At 65.2% G+C, this 16,267-nt stretch carries 13 protein-coding genes; 4 read left to right on the top strand and 9 right to left on the bottom strand.

All coding sequences use genetic code 11. From position 1 onward, the window contains the following. Positions 1–22 precede the first annotated feature (22 nt). Positions 23–1,264 carry a serine hydrolase domain-containing protein gene (locus ACQY80_RS13910; RefSeq protein ID WP_428680799.1) on the top strand — a complete coding sequence of 414 codons (1,242 nt, stop codon included), beginning with the start codon at positions 23–25 and terminating at the stop codon, positions 1,262–1,264. A 36-nt stretch (positions 1,265–1,300) separates the two neighbouring features. On the opposite strand, the gene ACQY80_RS13905 is transcribed toward ACQY80_RS13910, so the two are convergent. Further along, complete coding sequence (locus ACQY80_RS13905; RefSeq protein WP_428680796.1) at positions 1,301–2,689, bottom strand: nicotinate phosphoribosyltransferase; 1,389 nt, start codon at positions 2,687–2,689, stop codon at positions 1,301–1,303. 52 nt (positions 2,690–2,741) lie between these two features. Continuing rightward, entirely contained in the window at positions 2,742–3,806 is a 1,065-nt protein-coding gene (locus ACQY80_RS13900) for a bifunctional nicotinamide-nucleotide adenylyltransferase/Nudix hydroxylase (protein ID WP_428680793.1), read from the bottom strand. A 124-nt stretch (positions 3,807–3,930) separates the two neighbouring features. Between ACQY80_RS13900 and ACQY80_RS13895 the strand changes: the two genes are divergently transcribed. After that, the gene (locus tag ACQY80_RS13895; protein ID WP_428680790.1) at positions 3,931–4,614 is read left to right on the top strand and encodes an NUDIX hydrolase; all 684 of its coding nucleotides are present in this window, start codon (positions 3,931–3,933) and stop codon (positions 4,612–4,614) included. Between the two features lie 34 nt (positions 4,615–4,648). On the opposite strand, the gene ACQY80_RS13890 is transcribed toward ACQY80_RS13895, so the two are convergent. From ACQY80_RS13890 to ACQY80_RS13875, 4 genes are all read right to left on the bottom strand, one after another. Further along, positions 4,649–5,728, bottom strand: a complete 1,080-nt coding sequence (locus ACQY80_RS13890; RefSeq protein WP_428680787.1) for an NADH:flavin oxidoreductase — start codon at positions 5,726–5,728, stop codon at positions 4,649–4,651. Between the two features lie 35 nt (positions 5,729–5,763). Further along, positions 5,764–7,386, bottom strand: coding sequence for a flavin-containing monooxygenase (locus ACQY80_RS13885; RefSeq protein WP_428680784.1), 1,623 nt, complete (start codon positions 7,384–7,386; stop codon positions 5,764–5,766). A 91-nt stretch (positions 7,387–7,477) separates the two neighbouring features. Then, positions 7,478–9,073 (bottom strand): AMP-binding protein, encoded by a 1,596-nt coding sequence (locus tag ACQY80_RS13880; RefSeq protein WP_428680781.1) that lies wholly within the window; start codon positions 9,071–9,073, stop codon positions 7,478–7,480. A 14-nt stretch (positions 9,074–9,087) separates the two neighbouring features. Next, a complete protein-coding gene (locus ACQY80_RS13875; RefSeq protein ID WP_428680779.1) occupies positions 9,088–9,852 on the bottom strand; it encodes an enoyl-CoA hydratase/isomerase family protein in 765 nt (254 codons plus the stop codon). Positions 9,853–10,144: 292 nt separating this feature from the next. Between ACQY80_RS13875 and ACQY80_RS13870 the strand changes: the two genes are divergently transcribed. Together ACQY80_RS13870 and ACQY80_RS13865 are read left to right on the top strand one after the other, a co-directional pair. Beyond that, the gene (locus tag ACQY80_RS13870) at positions 10,145–12,322 is read left to right on the top strand and encodes a TonB-dependent receptor (protein ID WP_428680776.1); all 2,178 of its coding nucleotides are present in this window, start codon (positions 10,145–10,147) and stop codon (positions 12,320–12,322) included. A gap of 61 nt (positions 12,323–12,383) precedes the next feature. Next, positions 12,384–13,145 (top strand): SDR family NAD(P)-dependent oxidoreductase, encoded by a 762-nt coding sequence (locus tag ACQY80_RS13865; protein ID WP_428680773.1) that lies wholly within the window; start codon positions 12,384–12,386, stop codon positions 13,143–13,145. Between the two features lie 140 nt (positions 13,146–13,285). Here the strand turns inward: ACQY80_RS13865 and ACQY80_RS13860 are convergent, their stop codons facing one another. The 3 genes from ACQY80_RS13860 to ACQY80_RS13850 all read right to left on the bottom strand — a co-directional run bounded on the left by ACQY80_RS13860 (position 13,286) and on the right by ACQY80_RS13850 (position 16,098). Further along, positions 13,286–14,155 carry an SMP-30/gluconolactonase/LRE family protein gene (locus tag ACQY80_RS13860; RefSeq protein ID WP_428680770.1) on the bottom strand — a complete coding sequence of 290 codons (870 nt, stop codon included), beginning with the start codon at positions 14,153–14,155 and terminating at the stop codon, positions 13,286–13,288. A gap of 93 nt (positions 14,156–14,248) precedes the next feature. Further along, positions 14,249–15,052 carry an IclR family transcriptional regulator gene (locus ACQY80_RS13855; RefSeq protein ID WP_428680767.1) on the bottom strand — a complete coding sequence of 268 codons (804 nt, stop codon included), beginning with the start codon at positions 15,050–15,052 and terminating at the stop codon, positions 14,249–14,251. Positions 15,053–15,213: 161 nt separating this feature from the next. Beyond that, positions 15,214–16,098: an alpha/beta fold hydrolase gene (locus tag ACQY80_RS13850; RefSeq protein WP_428680764.1), complete on the bottom strand. Its 885-nt coding sequence runs from the start codon at positions 16,096–16,098 to the stop codon at positions 15,214–15,216. Between the last annotated feature and the right edge of the window lie 169 nt (positions 16,099–16,267).

The following is a 16,267-nucleotide window of genomic DNA, read 5'->3' as shown; positions in this document are numbered from 1 at the left end:
TTTGGATCAAAGGCGAACAGATATGGGAACTTCCGAAACGATGCTGGGGCGACGGGCCTTGCTGGCGGGGTCCTCAATCCTGATTGCCGGCGGTTCGGCATCTGCCCGCGCCTTTGCGGGAATCCGGTGCCCCGATGGCAACCCCGCATGGATCCCGTCGGAGGAACTCGTCCGCGACATTCCGCGTCTCATGCGGATCGCAGGCGTCCCCGGCGCTGCCATCGCGGTTGTCGACCGCGGCAAGCTCGTCTGGAACAGAGCTTTCGGTGTAAAAAACATTCTCTCCCACGACCCGGTGCGCGAGGAGACCTTGTTCGAAGCCGCGTCGATGACCAAGCCGGTCTTCGCCTATGTCGTGATGCGGCTGGTCGACGAGAAGCGCCTCGACCTCGACAAGCCGCTCGTTTCCTATCGCCGGCCGCCGAATGCGGGGAATGATCCGAATCTCGACCTGATTACGGCCCGGCACGTGCTGGAACATTCGACCGGGCTGCCGAACTGGGCGTCGGAACCCCTCGTCACGGGCAGGGCGCCGGGATCGGGTTACACCTATTCGGGCGAAGCATTCATCTGGCTCCAGCTGGTTGTCGAGACGATCACGGGGATGGGCCTTGGCAGCCTGATGCAGGCCAAGCTCTTCGGTCCTGCCGGAATGTCGCATAGCAGCTTCGGCTGGGACGAAGAGATCGCAAGGTCGGCGGTCTTCGGCCATTCCGAACCGCCCGAAGGCGAGACGAAACTTCCCGCCCAGCCGACGCGCGAGCTTGGTAACCGGCTGCTCCCGTTCGCTCTACGGTGGCGCAAGCCGATCGCCGACTGGACCTACGAGGATTCCATCGCGGCGATGCGCGAGGCGCATCCGGACACGACCCCGTCGACCCACGATCTGCTGGTCAATTCGGCGGGCGGGCTCCTCACGACCGCTTCCGACTATGCGCGGTTCATGACCCTCATGATGGACCGGCCGGCGCGCGCCGCCTGGGAAATCAGCGACGCGGCGCGGCAGGCGATGCTTACCCCCCGGATCGAAATACGCGGGCGCGACATCTCGCGGGGCTTGGGCTGGGAACTCGAACAATCTCCGGAAGGACTGTTGTTCCAGCACAGCGGCAGCAACTACGGGATCTTCAAAACGCTAGGCGTCGGCGATGCCCGAAACGGACGCGCGATCGTCGTCTTCACCAATGCCGCGAACGGAAACGCGCTCGCGGCCCGGATCGTCCGGGAGGCAACGGGGATCGACCGGTTGAAGTCGCTGATCTGATCAGCGCCACCGCGACGGGCCGCCCCCTGCGATGGCTCAGCCCCTCCCTTCGGATCGCGCGCGCACCGTGTCGAAGTTGTGCCGGATCAGCAGTTCGCCGTTCCGCCACACCGGCACGAGCAGGTCCGCATCCGCAGCGACACTGTCGAGCCTCGCCGCCGCCATGCGGCCGTCCTTCATCACCACCGCCTGACGTCCGGCCTTGCTCGCCTTGCCGGGGTCGGTGCTCGGCATCTTGAACACGTCGTGCCAGACGCCATCGCTGCCCAGCATCGCATTCGCCTTCATCGCGAAGCACAGCGTGTCGCGGTTGACGTGCTGCAGCATCCCGCCGCCCATGCCGAAGGCGATATTGTCGATCGCAAAGCCTTCCTCGACCATGCGCGCCACCAGCTTCCCGATGCTGTCGACCGTCATCCCGTCGCCCTGGATCACGCGAACATGCGGATCGAGCACGCGATAGCCCTTGCTGTTCACGCTGCCGCCGAACTTCTCCCACAGCGTCTTCACCGTGCGGAGCGGCGTTTCGATCGGATCGCCGCTGTCGGGACGCACGACCAGCGTGCCCTGTCGGCCCAACACCTTCTCGCGCAAGCTGCCGCCCCAGATATCGGCGACGGCGGCGTCGAGGTCATAGCTGTCGGAGACGACCGCTACGATCCGTCCCTCGCCCTCGAACCGGTCGAGCATGTTGCGATAGGCATCCTCCTCGCGCTCGCGGCCCCAGCTCGTCATCGTGCTGTGCTCGGCGGCAGGAATGGAAAAGCCCGCCATGTCGGCGCCATAGTAACGCCGCGCCGCGACCAGCGCCTCCATCGTGTCGGTGCCCTGAAAATTGACGAGATGCGCAAGCCCGCCGAGCCCCGCGCTCTCCGCGGAGGACACGCCACGCGCACCGAAATCGTGCAGCTTGAAGGGTAATTGGCCCGCCACGTCGTCGGACGTCTTTTCCAGCCCCGCGCGGATCACCTGCTTGCATTTCCAGCTCAGTGTCGCGACCGTCGTCGGATACCAGATCGCGCGCAGCATCGCCGTCTCGATGAAGGTCGTCAGCCAAGGCATGCGCGGATCGCTATTCTCGAGCTGGACCATCGGCACCCCGGACGGGACGATCATGCCTTCGGGAAGCGCCTTGATCTCGAGCGGCAGGTAGCCTCCATGGTCGGTGACGATCGCTTCCCAGCCCGCGCGGTTGAACGGCACCCCGTGCGCGACGCAGATCGCCTCGGCCTCGTCGATGTCGGCGGCCACGATCGGCTGGCTGAAATAATCGACCAGCAACGGCTGAAGCCCGAGGAAGACGATCTCGTCGGAAAAGGGGTTCGGCCGCGCCTCGACATAGGCGCTGATGACGCGCGCCTCGGGCGGATATTGCAGGAAGTGGCTCTGCTTGTAGCTGTCGGTCGCCAGGATCAGGTTTTTCATGATGTGAACTCCTCACATTCGCTTGTTTCGGCGGGACTCCCCCGCCGCGGGATTACAGGTCGGCCATCTCTTCGATGATCGACCAATGGTCTTCGAAGAACATCTCGGGACTCAGGTCGCCGAGGCGATACCAGCGCGCATGCGCAGCATCGTCGCCGCCTTTGACTGCGAACAGCTTGCGCCGTTCGGGCAGCCGGAACAGATAGGCATGGGTGATGACACGGCCACGCAGGCTGCGGTTCGGCGCATCGAACACCCGCGTGCGATGATCCTCGATGAAGCTGCCGAGCATCGCCGGGGGAATTTGTCCCTTGCCGTCGCTGATCCCCGTCTCCTCGCGCAGTTCGCGGATCGCGGCGTCACGGATCCGCTCGCCCGCGTCGACGAAACCGCCGGGCAGTGCGAGCAGGCCCTTGCCGGGAAGCCGCCCGCGCTCGACGAGCAGGATGTGGCCCGACTGGACGACGACCGCATCGGCGGTGACGAACGGCCCCTTGCCCCATTGCTTCGGATAGTCGGCGAGATATTCGCTTTCCTCGAGCAAGGTGCGAAACGTCTCGCCCAGCTTGAATGCGTCGAGCCATGTCGCGACGTCCACCGTCAGGATCGACGCGGGCACTTCGGGGATGCGCTGGAAATAGCGCCGCCGCACGTCGGTCGAGCTGAAGGTGCCATACTGGCTGTCGATCTGGATATTGTCCCATTCGGGAAACAGGCGGAGATAATAGGAGGAGGCGTCCTTGCCATAGCCGGTCAGCGCGACGCGGAAGTCGGCAAGCCCGTGGCTGCCGAAGCCATGCCCGTTGCCGACGTCGAGGATGATGCGGTTCACGCGGCGCTGCACCTCGGTTACCCAGGCTGTATCCGAATAGAGATGGTCGTCGAGCGGTTCGACGATCAGCCGTTCCTCCGCGATCTCGTGCCGGAAAGCGGCGCGCAGCATCGCAGCGCGCTCGTCGAAGGTGAAAGGATTGCGCGGATCGCGCGCGACATTCGCCGATCCGACCAGGACAATCAGTCGCCCGACCTGCGTCAGCGCCTGCCGGATAACATGCTCATGTCCGATATGCAGTGGCTGGAAGCGTCCGATAAAGATGCCGAAATCTGTCTGTTTCATTGCTCGAGACTCCCTCGATCCTTCATCTGCACCGGACTCCCCGGCGCAAGGCGCCTCCGATTCGGCGGCGTCGAGTATCTTATATGTATTTGACATATATCTAGTCAACATATAAGTAGCGTGCATGAACGAACCCTATGATCCGTCCGCCTTCCCGCCACTCGCTGTAACCGTCGATCTGGTGCTGATGACGGTGAAAGACGGTCGGCTCGCGGCCCTGCTCCAGCGCCGCGGTGAGCCGCCGCACGACGGCGATTGGGCGCTTCCCGGCGGCTTCGTCGGCGTGGACGAAAGCCTGGACGATGCGGCCCAGCGCATCCTCGTACAAAAGGCTGGCCTCACCGAGGCCTGGCTCGAACAGCTCTACAGCTTCGGCGATCCCGGCCGCGATCCGCGCATGCGGATCATCACGATCGCCTATTTCGCGCTTCTTCCCGCGGACAGATTGGCGGACGCGCTGAACGACAGGGACGATCTGATGCTGGCGCCGGTCGGCCCCGGCGCCGCGCTGCCCCCGTTGGCCTTCGACCACGGCGACATTCTGGACCATGCGGTCACGCGGTTGCGCGGCAAGCTCGACTATGCGCCCGTCGCCTTTGCCCTTCTGCCGCCGCGCTTCACGCTCCGCGCGCTGCAGGACGTCCACGAAGCAATACTCGCCACGACGCTGAACAAGCCGGCATTCCGCCGCCGCATGATCGACAAGGGCTGGATCGAAGGCACCGGTGAGCGCGAAGCGGGCGGCGCCTTTCGCCCTGCCGAACTCTACCGGGTCAGCATGCAGGGGCGAAACCCGGCAGCGGATTGACCCGCTTTCGGGATGGCGGTCTCAGGGCCAAGGATTATTCGGCAACGAAACCTGGCCAGCGGCGCATATAGTGGATGAAGGTGTCGCTCAGGCCTTCATCGCGCAAATGCTGAACCGATGCCGGAAGCTCGGGCGACCGATAGGCCGGATCGCGGCGCACGCGTTCTGGAAAATCGTGCCGCAATATGGCCGCGCGGCCGATCACCACGAAATCGCAGCCGGCCTTGATGACACCGGCCGCGTCTTCGGCATCCATCACCTTGCCGGCGGCACCGAGCCGGACATTGCCGCGCGGGAGTTCGGTAAATACGCTCATCAGCGAGCGCCCCTTGAAACGCTCCTCCTCGGGCTCCTTGTTCACATCCCACAGCGACATGTCGAGAAAGTCGATCTTTTCCTGCCGCAGGATTTCGGTCGCGACATCCCGGATTTCTTCAAGTTCGAGGCCAAATCGCTCGGGCGATAGCCGCAGGCCGAGCTGGAAGTCGGGCTGCGTGACGGCGCGGATGCCGTCGATGATCTCGAAGATGATGCGCGCGCGGTTCTCGATGCGGCCGCCATAGCGGCCACCCCGGCGGTTGCTCGCCGCCGACAGGAATTCGGCGAGGATATAGCCGTGTGCACCGTGGATCTCGACCCCGTCGAAGCCCGCCTGCTCGGCACGGCGTGCGCCCGCGATGAAATCGTCGCGCAGCACTTCCACTTCGGCTTCGGAAAGCGCTCGGACATTGCGTTCGGAGACCTCCGACGGCGCCACCGGTTCGCCGATCAGCTCCGGTTCGGCGCGGCTTCCCGCATGATGCAGTTGCAGCGACGACAGCGAACCGCGCGCCCTGATCCCTGCCGCAAGCGCCGTCAGGCCTTCGAGATGATCGTCGTCAAAAGCGCCGAGCTGCCCGCTAAAGCCCTGCCCTACCGGCTGGACATGCGCGGCGGCAGTCATCGTCAGCGCGAACCCGCCCGCCGCGCGCATCTCGAGCCAGTTGCGCTCGGCATCCGACAGCGTGCCGTCGGCATGGCTCTGCCGGTTCGTGAGCGGCGCGAGCATCAGCCGGTTCTTCATCGGCGCACCGCGCGCAAGGGACAGCGGCTCGAACAGTTTTTCGGACGACATATCGCTCACTCCATATCGGGACGCGCGCGCCGGACCTAGCGCAGCGTGAAGCCGCGATAGCCGTCCGCCGCCGCGTCGGAACAGATTTCGCGATAGCGGCCGAGCCCCCCGATGTAGACCGGAAAAGTGCGCGGCTTCCCGGGCACATTGGCGCCGGTGTACCAGGTGTTCGCGGTCGGATAGAGCGACAGCGACCCCAGAGTCGTCACCTTCTGCATCCACCCGTCCTCGGCGTCGGCATTCGCCTCGATCGAACGCAGACCGCCGCGGCGCATATGTTCGATACAGTCGCAGACCCAGTCGACATTCTGCTCATTCAGAAGGATAAAATTGGCTAGCGCGGACGGCCCGTTCGGCCCCGCGATGACGAACAGGTTCGGGAATCCCTCGATCATCAAACCCAGATGCGAGCGCCCGCCGTCCGCCCACTTGTCCTTGAGCTTGCGGCCGTCGCGGCCCTCGATATCGATCGACAGCATCGCGCCGGTGAGCGCGTCATAACCGATGGCGGCGATGATGATGTCGACCTCGACCTGGCCCTCGGCGGTGCGAATGCCCTTTTCGGTGATCTCGACGATCGGATGCTCGAGGCAATCCTTCAGCGTCACATTGTCGCGATTATACGCCTCGTAGTAGCCGGTATCGAGGCACGGGCGCCGCGCGAAGATCGGATAGCCGCGCGGGGTCAGCTTGCGCGCCGTTTCGGGATCTTTCACCGTCTCCGCGATCTTGCCGCGCACGAATTCAGCGACGACCTCGTTCGCGTCGCGGTTGGTGAGCAGATCCGAAAACAGGCCGAGGAACGACAGCCCGCTGTGCTGCCACGCATCCTCCATCAGCTTCTGGCTCTCGGCGGGCGTCACGCTGAACACCGGCCGATGCGTGATCGGCCGCACGCCGCCGGTCAGCGAATGGCGCGCAGCGGCGCGCAGCCCCGGATAGTGCGCCTTGATATGCGCGACATACTCATCGTCGAGCTTGCGGTTGCGCATCGGCAGCGTGAAGCTGGGCGTCCGCTGATAGACGTACAGATGCTCGGCCTGCTCGGCGACCACCGGAACGATCTGGATACCCGACGACCCGGTGCCGATCACCGCGACGCGCTTGCCCTTCAGGTCGACGTCATGGTGCGGCCATTTGCCCGAGAGATAGAGCTCGCCCTTAAACTTGTCGGCGCCCGCTATGTCGACCTGCTTCGGGACCGAGAGCGGGCCGGTCGCCATCAGGCAATAACTCGCCTCATAGACGTCGCCGCGATCGGTCTCGATCCGCCACAGCGCCGCTTCCTCGTCATAATGAACCGCGGTCGCGCGCGTTTCGAAACTGATGTCGCGCTTCAGGTCGAGCTTGTTGGCGACGAAGCGGGCGTAGGAGAGGATTTCGGGCTGCGCGGCGAACTGCTCGCTCCACGTCCACTCCTGCTGGATCTCGTCCGAGAAGGAATAGCTGTAATCGATGCTCATCACGTCGCAGCGCGCGCCGGGATATCGGTTCCAGTACCAGGTGCCGCCGACATCGTCGCCCGCCTCGATCAGATGGACGTCGAGCCCCATGCCGCGCGTGCGGTGGAGCGCATACATGCCGCCGAAACCGGCGCCGATGATCAGCGCATCGAGGCGGCGGGGAGTCGTGTCGGGGGAGGAATTGGCCTGTTGCATCGGAAATCCTTGGGAGAATCTGTAAGTCGGTCGTCGGGCGGCGAGGTCGCCAGCCCGCGCGTCCGCGCCGGACGCTGCGGGCCGGCGACGATCAGCCAGTGGACGTCCGGGCTGAAATTTCGGCGCGCGCGAGGTCCATCCCGCTGCGATAGTCGCTCTTCCCGCTCGCATGGCGCGGCAGGACGGCGACGCGGATGATCGTGCGCGGCTGCTTGTAGGCGGCGAGGTCTGCGGACAGGGCGTCGCGCAGAGCCTGATCGTCGGGGCTTTCGCCCGCCTCGATCAGCGCGGTGACGACGCTGCCCCATTTCGGATCGGGCAGGCCGAACACCATCGCGTCGGCGACACCGTCGACACGCTTCAGCGCCTCCTCGACCTCTTCGACGAAGACCTTTTCGCCGCCGGTGTTGATGCACATGCTGCCGCGCCCGAGCAGGCGGAAGCGTCCGTCGGGCAAGCGTTCGGCCATGTCGCCGGGGACCGCATAGGCCTGTCCGTCGATCGTGCGATAGACTCTCGCGGTCTTTTCGGGATCGCCATGATAGCCCGCGCCGAACGGCGGCCGCCGCGCGAGCCAGCCCGAGCCGACTTCGTTGTCGGCAAGCACGCGGCCGCTGTCCTGATCGACGATCACCGTCTGCGGCCCCGCCTCGAACAGCCCGGTCGGGGTCGCACGATCCTTGTTGGTGATCGCATAACCGAAACCCGAGGCTTCGGACGCACCGAGGATGTCGAGCAGCGTGAGCTGCGGCAAGGCTTCGAGCAGCGCCGCCTTCACCTGCTCCGACCACATCAGCCCTGCCGACGAGATCAGCCGCAGCGCCGACAGATCCCAGCGCCCCGGATTGGCAAGCAGCGTGTCGGCCATCGGCCGCGCGAACGCATCGCCGACAATCAGGATGCGGGTGACCTTGTGCCGCTCGGCCTCGCTCCAGAGTTCCTCGGCGCTAAACCGGTCCGAGGGCAGCAGCACCGCCGTGCCGCCGACGAGCAATTCGGCGAGCGAGCTGTTAAGTCCCGCGCCGTGCATCAGCGGACAGGCGGGCATCACCCGTCCCGCCGCGCCCTTCAGAACCTGCGCGACATGGTCGTCCATGCTCGCGGGGGTCGTCACCGCCACCGGGGATTCGAGCTGCGACCGCCGCGCGTCGGCCGAGCGCCACATCACGCCCTTCGGTCGCCCGGTGGTGCCGCCCGTATAAAGAAGATAGCCGTCGTCGGGCGACCGCCGGATATCCAGCGGCGACGCGTCCCCCTCCGACACGATCCCGTCATAGGCGCCGTCGCTGCCGATCTGGACCGCGTAGGTCAGATGCTCGATCGCGCCACCGATCAGCGACGCGACGATCGGGCCGAACTCGTCCTGATAGAAGAGCCCCGCCGCCTGACAGTCGCGCAGCACATATTCGATCTCCGACGTCGTGTAGCGATAGTTCATATTGACGTGCGTCAGCCGCGCCTTGAACGCAGCCGCGGCGATCTCGATAAACTCGGGGATGTTGCGCGCAAGGATCGCGATGCGCGCGCCGGCGGGCAAGCCGGCCGCCAGCATCGCGCGCGCCAGCCGGTTCGACCGCGCGTCGAAATCGGCCCAGCAGGTGACATGATCGCCGCGGATGATCGCCGGACGGTCGCCCGGCACATGCGCCGCGGTCGCGTCCAGCAGGTCGCCGAAATTCCAGTCCATGACGGCGGCTCCGCTCAGCGGCCCTGAAAGACGGGCGCGCGCTTTTCGACGAACGCCGCGACGGCTTCCTGCGCGTCATAGGAGGTCGACAGCTTCGCCGTGTTGCCCTGCTCATAGATATAGCCGTCGCGCAGCGTCATATTCTCGATCGTGCGCATGCTGTCCTTGGCATAGCGCGTCGCGAGCGGGCTCTTCGATGCGATGAGTTTCGCCATGTCCATGCAATAGGGCAGCAGTTCATCGGCAGGCAGGCAGGCCTCGATGATACCGCGACGATACATTTCGGCGGCCGGCGCGCGATAGCCGGTGAGCATCATGCGGCGCGTCAGCGAGTGCGGGACGATGCGCGAGGTGTGCTTCCCGCCGCCCATCAGACCGACATCGATCTCGGGTAGGCCAAAGACGGCATTTTCAGAGGCGACGATGATGTCGCAGCTCGCGGCGAGACCAAAGCCGGCGCCAAGCGCGGGGCCGTTGACCGCGGCGATGACGGGCTTTGCGCAATCGGCGATCGAGTAAGCGACTTCGCGGACGACGCGGTTGCGGTTCCAGCGCTTGCCGGGGATCGAGAGGTCGGGCCGGTTCTTGAGATCGGCGCCGGCGCTGAAGCATTTCCCTGCACCGGTCAGCACGGCGACGCGAACATCGTCGCGGTCGTTGAAGCTGTCGAAGACGTCGGTGAGTTCCTGGAGCATGTCCAGCGCGGCGGCGTTGACCGGCGCATTGTCCAGTGTGACGAGCGCGACGTAATTATCGATTTCGGTGCGAATGCTGCTCATTGATTTGTCTCCCATTTGCCGGAGGTCATTGCACCGCACCGGCGCGATCGGGACGCGAAAGCCGCGAGACGCGCCGAAAATCTCATTCTGGATTGAATGCCCCCGCGCGGAATCGCGCTTGTGATTATCGGCGCCCTCCCCGCCGCGCACATTGCTCTTGGCGTCGCAAAGAAAGAACGGGGGCCGGTCGCTCTTCACGGGGCGGCGACACGATTTAAAGCCAGCGCACCCCCTTCGAGGCGAATCGCCACCGAAAGGAAGAACGGAAGCGCGATTCACCAGGGAGTGGACAATGAACACACACAGCAAGCGTCTTTTGGCGGGAGTCGGCTTCGCGGCCATGATGATGGCAGCACCCGCGTTCGGACAGGACGACACCGCCCAGGATGACGGCGCGCAGGAAGAGGCGCAGTCGAACGGCGGCGGCCTTGGCGACATCATCGTCACCGCGACCAAGCGCGGATCGGCGCAGAACGTACAGGACGTTCCCATCGCGATCACCGCTTTCGGGTCGAGCGAACTCGACAGCATCCACGCGCGCTCGATCTCGAGCGTCAGCTATGCGGTTCCGAACGCCTCGCTCGAAAGCGTCGGCACGACGCCGGGCTATGCGAACTTCTCGATCCGCGGCCTCGGCATCAACAGCTCGATCCCCTCGATCGACCCAACCGTCGGCGTGTTCGTCGATGGCGTCTATCTGGGTGTCAGCGCGGGCGTGCTCTTCGACACCTTCGACCTTGAAGGCGTCGAAATCCTCCGCGGCCCGCAGGGCCTTCTGTTCGGCCGCAACGTGACCGGCGGCGCGGTCCTTCTCCGCACCACCACCCCGTCGAACCGCTTCCGCCTCGACGCAAAGGCGGGCCTGTCGACCGGCCTCGAAAAGCGCGCGAGCATCTCGGTCTCGGGCCCGATCGCGGGCGACGTGCTGAGCGGCAAGGTCGCGGTCTATTACAACGATGACAATGGCTGGTTCAAAAACGACTTCGACGGCAAGAAGATCGGCGGCAGCGAAACCTTGATCATGCGCTCGGCGCTTCGCCTGCAGCCCAACGACAGCTTCGACCTGGTCCTGCGCTACGAGCATGGCCGCATCCGCGGCGACGGCCCGGCGGTGACGAACCACGGCCTCTACCCGCGCGACAGCTTCCGCGTGAACCAGAACTACGCCGGCTTCGTGAAGACCGACTGGGATCAGGGCATCGCCGAACTGAACATCGACACCGCGTTCGGTGACGGCAAGATCACCAACATTGCCGCCGTCCGCGCGCTGTCCAATGACTCGGGCGCCGACGTCGACGGCTCGCCGGTGACGAGCCTGCACTCGCGCAACAACATCCACCAGTGGCAGTTCAGCAACGAGCTCCGCTACGCGGGCACCTTCGGCGCGTTCGACGTGACGACCGGCCTCTTCTACTTCAATCAGGACATCAACTATGCCGAGCAGCGCCTGCTGTCGGGCGGCGCGCTCACCGTTTCGGGCGGCGGTCGTCAGAAGCAGCGCACGGGCGGCGTCTTCGCCACCGTCGACTGGCGCGTCACCGAACAGCTGACCTTCAGCGTCGGTGCACGCTATTCGGCCGAGGAAAAGGACGTCCAGGTCCGCTCGATCGGCGTCGGCGGCTGCAATCTCGACATCCTGCGCTGCAGCTATGACTTCACCGACAAGGATAATTGGGACGGCTTCACGCCGCGCATCGGCGTCCAGTTCAAGCCGACCGAGGACACGTTGCTCTATGCCTCGTTCGCCAAGGGCTTCCGCAGCGGCGGCTACAACTTCCGCAACCTCAATCCTAATGTCGCCCCGGGTCCGTTCGATCAGGAAAAGCAGGACGCCTATGAAATCGGCCTGAAGCAGGAAATCGGCGGGTTCGCGCGTGTGAACCTGGCGGGCTTCTATAGCCGCATCAACGGCACGCAGCGCGAATTCCAGGCGCCCTTCGCACCGTTCGGTAACTTCCAGATCATCACCAATGCGGCAGACGTATCGATCAAGGGGATCGAAGGCGAAGTGCTGGTCAAGCCCCTCTCCGGCCTGACGATCGCCGGGCAGTTCGGCTACACCAAGGGCAAATATGAGGACATCCTGTTCGATCTCAACGCCGACGGCGTGATCAACGATGCCGACTATGCCCTGAAGCTGCCGCGTCTGTCGCCGTGGAGCTATGGCGGGTCGATCACCTATGCGACCAGCCTTGGCGGCGACTTCGATGCCGAAGCCCGCGTCGGCGCGAACCATCGTGATGCCGCCTTCTACAACGACCAGAACACCGGCCTGCTCCGCGCCGCCACGATGGTCGACGCCAGCCTCGCGATCACGCACGGCCGCGTGAAGGTGTCGGTCTATGGCAACAATCTGCTGAACGAAGCGACCTTCGGAACCGAGGCGCCGCTGCCCTTCTTTGCCGGATCGACCTTCTCACCGCTCAACAAGGGTCGGGTCTACGGCGTTGAAGTCGGATATAAATTCTAACCTCTCTTCTCTCCCACTGAAGCCCGCCAAAAGCGGGCTTCATTTTTATGGGCTCTATCAAATGACGAAAACACTCGAAGGGCGCGTTGCGCTCGTCACCGGCGCGTCGCGCGGCCTCGGCCGCGACATCGCGCTCAAGCTTGCCGGCAACGGCGCCTCGCTCGCCCTGCTCGATCGCAAGGCGCATTGGGCCGAAGACCTTGTGCAGCAGATCGAAGCCGGTGGCGGCAAGGCGATCGCGCTCGGCTGCGACGTGTCGGACGGCGCCGCGCTGCACGCGGCGTTCGATACCGCCGCGGAAAAGCTCGGCGGGATCGACATCGTCGTCAACAATGCGATGTGGACCAAATATTCGCCGATCGAGGGCATCGACGCCGAAAGCCTCGACAAGATGCTCGGCGTCGGCATCGCCGGCATCATCTGGGGCACGCAGGCGGCCGCCAAGCATATGCGTGCGCGCGGCAGCGGGTCGATCGTCAACATCGCCTCGGTATCGGCGCACATGGGCCTTCCGAATGCGATGGTCTATTGCGGCATCAAAGCGGCGGTCGAGGGCATGACGCGCTCGTCTGCGATCGAGCTCGCGCCTGCACAGATCCGAGTCAATGCCGTCGCCCCATCGACCGTCGCGACCGAGGGCGTTCGCGCGATGCTCGACGACGCGACATTCGAGGCCCGCGTGGCGAGCACCCCGCTCGGCCGGCTCGGCGAGACATCGGACATTGCCGAAGCGGTGCTGTTCTTCGCCGACAGCGCCCGTTCGGGGTTCGTGACCGGCCAGTCACTGCTCGTCGACGGCGGCATCTCGATCGCGCTGCGCTAGCTTCGGTTTCAGCCGGGCTGAAACAATTCGGCCCCGGGCCGCTCCCCCTCCCGGCCTCCCCAACGATAGTAAACTATGGGAGGCCGGGAGGGGGAGCGGGCCGGGGCCGATTCCACGTCAGTGGAACAGACGCCAGGCACTCAACGATAAATGCCTTCCGCGATCCCGGGGACGTCGAGCCCCCGGATCGCGGTAATCCGCCCGGCATCGGGGTGATCGGCGACCAGCCGGTGCCCCGAATTGGCGATGCTCGTCAGATAGAGCGTATCGAGGTTCGGCCCGCCGAATGCGGGGCACGAGGGATAGGGTAGCGGCACCGGGATCGAGCGCAGCAGCGTCCCGTCGGGCGCATAGCAGCCGACCGCCTGCGCCAGCACCAGCGCGACCCAGATCCGTCCCTCGGCATCGACCGTCGCGCCATCGGCGCCCGAGCCGCCATGCATCTGGCAATCGACCAGATCGTGCCGCTCGCCGACCCGGCCGATCGCCTGGTCATACGCATAGCGGCGCAGCTTTCCGTCGAGGCTGTCGGCGAAATAGAGCGCATCGCCGGCGGGCGAGAAGCAGATCGCATTGCCGATCCCAATCCCGCTTTCGAGCTGCTCGATCGCGCCGTCGGCATTGAGCCGGAACAACGCCCCTGCCCCCACGGCGTCGCCGGTCCGCATCGACGCCGACAGGAAGCGGCCGGCGCGGTCCGCCTTGCCATCGTTCAGCCGCGTTCCGGGCGCCATGTCGGGCCGCGCGATCGGCGTGGTCGTGCCTGTCGAGGCGTCGAACCGGTAAAAGCCATCGGCAAGCGCGACGACAAGACCCGCCGTCGCAAGACCGATGCTGCCGATCGGCTGGCCCAGATCCCAGCTCGCCTGATCCTGACCCTCGGCACCGCTCGCGTGCAGGCGCCCGGCACTCGAATCCACCCACCACAGGCGCGCGGTGCGGTGATCCCAAAGCGGGCTTTCGCCGAGGCCGGCAACGCCGGCATCCAGTAGATCGATTTCGACGGGCATGAAACGCTCTCCTCTTTCGCGCGAGGATAGGCGCCCGCGCGCGACAGGCACGGTCTGCCGCGCATGGTCCCGCCATTATTCCAAATGAAATGCCTATTCTGCGGCGATCTCCAGATCGTCCTCGTCGCCCGGCACTTGCTGATCCTGCGGGAAGCGCTCGCGGAATTCGGCGATCGTGTCGCGCATGATCTCGACATATTCGGCGCGACGCGGAGACAGGCGTTCTGTCGTGCCGCCGATGCCGATGACGAGCGGAATGCCGTGGATACTTTCGCCCAGCGGCATCGCGATCGACGCGATCCCCGGCACCGGATGCTCGGGCCAATAGACATAGCCGGTATGACGAATCCAGCGAATGCGGCTCATGACATCCTCCAGCGTGATCCGCCGGTCGGGGTTGAGCTCGTAATAGTTTGAATAGCGATAGATTTTGTCGATCTCGCGGTCGCGCATCCGGCTCATCAGCGCCATGCCCGACGTCGCGTCGAGCATCAGCCTCATCTCGCCCGGATTGGGCGGGCGCTTGTGCGGATGATCGGGCACGCGCATCATCACATATTGGATGAACAGGTCGTTCTGCGTGACGAGGACGATCGTCTCATCGGTCTTGCGATAAAGCTCGTCGATCAGCCAGCTATAGCCGCTGCCGAACGCGACATGGCCATAGAGCCAGCTGCCGAGCGAGGCGACCTGCAGGGTCGGCAAATAGGTGCGCGTGTTGCGGTTGTAGTTGAGGTACCCCTCGATCACCATGCTCTTCAGCAGGTTCGTCGTGCTCGACTGCGGATAACCAAGCGCCGAGTAGATCTCGTTGAGCCGCAATGGCGCGCGGCGGTCGCGGAACAGTTCGAGCACCTCGAAGGTGCGCGAGGCCGATTTGACGGGTTTTCTCTTCATCTCTCCATCCCAACACCAGAAGGCGGGAGCGCCTTGAGCGGTCGGTCTAATTGCCGTCCTCAGACGGTCTCTGATGAAGACATGATAACTTCAAAGACCGCCACGCGGCCAAAACCGCGGCTTTCGCGGTCCATATCACATATGTGATTTCCTCGCGACCGTCAGAATCGGGTCGATGCGGCCCTCAGATGCTCGGCAATCCGCGCGCCCCAAGCCTGTCGAAGCCGCAGCGGTCCGTCATGTCCCATTGTCTCGTCGATCTCGATCGTCGCGCCCGGAATGGCGTCGGCGGTCTCCATTGCCCGGGCGAGCGGGATCACCTTGTCGTGCCGGCCGTGCAGGATCAGCGTCGGCACGCGCAGCGCGCCGAGTGCGGCGCACAGGTCGGGTGCGGCGAGGCTGGCGGCGAAATGCCGCGCGGTTCCGCCACGATGAACACCGTGCCGCCACGCGATCCGCGCGCCCTCGGCAATGCGGTCCGCATCATAATCCCCGGCCATGCCGTTCGCCTGCGCCACGCCGAGCTGGCGTGCGACATAGGCCTCCTCGTCGGGAATGTCTTCGCTCATCAAGCGATCGAGCGCGGCGTCGGGGATCGCGTCGGCCATCGACCGGCTCATCGCCATCACCAGCGCGAGGCTCAGCACGCGATCGGCATGAAGAACCGCGAGCTGCTGCGCGACCAGCCCCCCGATCGACCGCCCGACAAAATGCGCGGCCGCTATCCCCTCGGCCTCCATCACGGCGAGCACGTCGTCTGCCATGTCGGCAATGCGATAGGGCGGCTGCGCGCTGCCGGTCCCCAATGCGGCCGCCCTGATTGCGTGCAGGTCGGGCATGATATCCACCAGCGCGCCGGACCGGCCCGTGTCGCGGCTGTCGATACGGATCGGCACGAAGCCCGCGGCGACGATCGGCGCACAAAAGGCGTAATCGAAATCGGTCGAGGGCCGCCCGGCACCCGCGAGCAGGATGACCGGCGGCCCGTCGCCGGCGGCCATACGCTCATAATGGATGCAGACGGACCCGTTCTTCGCAAACGCCATGACGCGCCTCCTCTGTCCGCGCCTGTGCTCGCGCTGCGGCACATGCGCGAGCGCGACCCTGCCCCGGCGCGACAAATCAGCATGGGGATAATGGGGCATCGGGCCGCCTCCTGCCCTGCCTGCTCGCGCCCGACCCCCTAATGCACGGCGATGAGCGACGGGCCGGACG

The organism is Sphingopyxis sp. (assembly GCF_965279755.1).
In the GTDB taxonomy this organism is placed as follows: domain Bacteria; phylum Pseudomonadota; class Alphaproteobacteria; order Sphingomonadales; family Sphingomonadaceae; genus Sphingopyxis.
The sequence above is the reverse complement of the archived record's forward strand: the minus strand, read 5'-3'. Positions and strand labels throughout refer to the sequence as shown.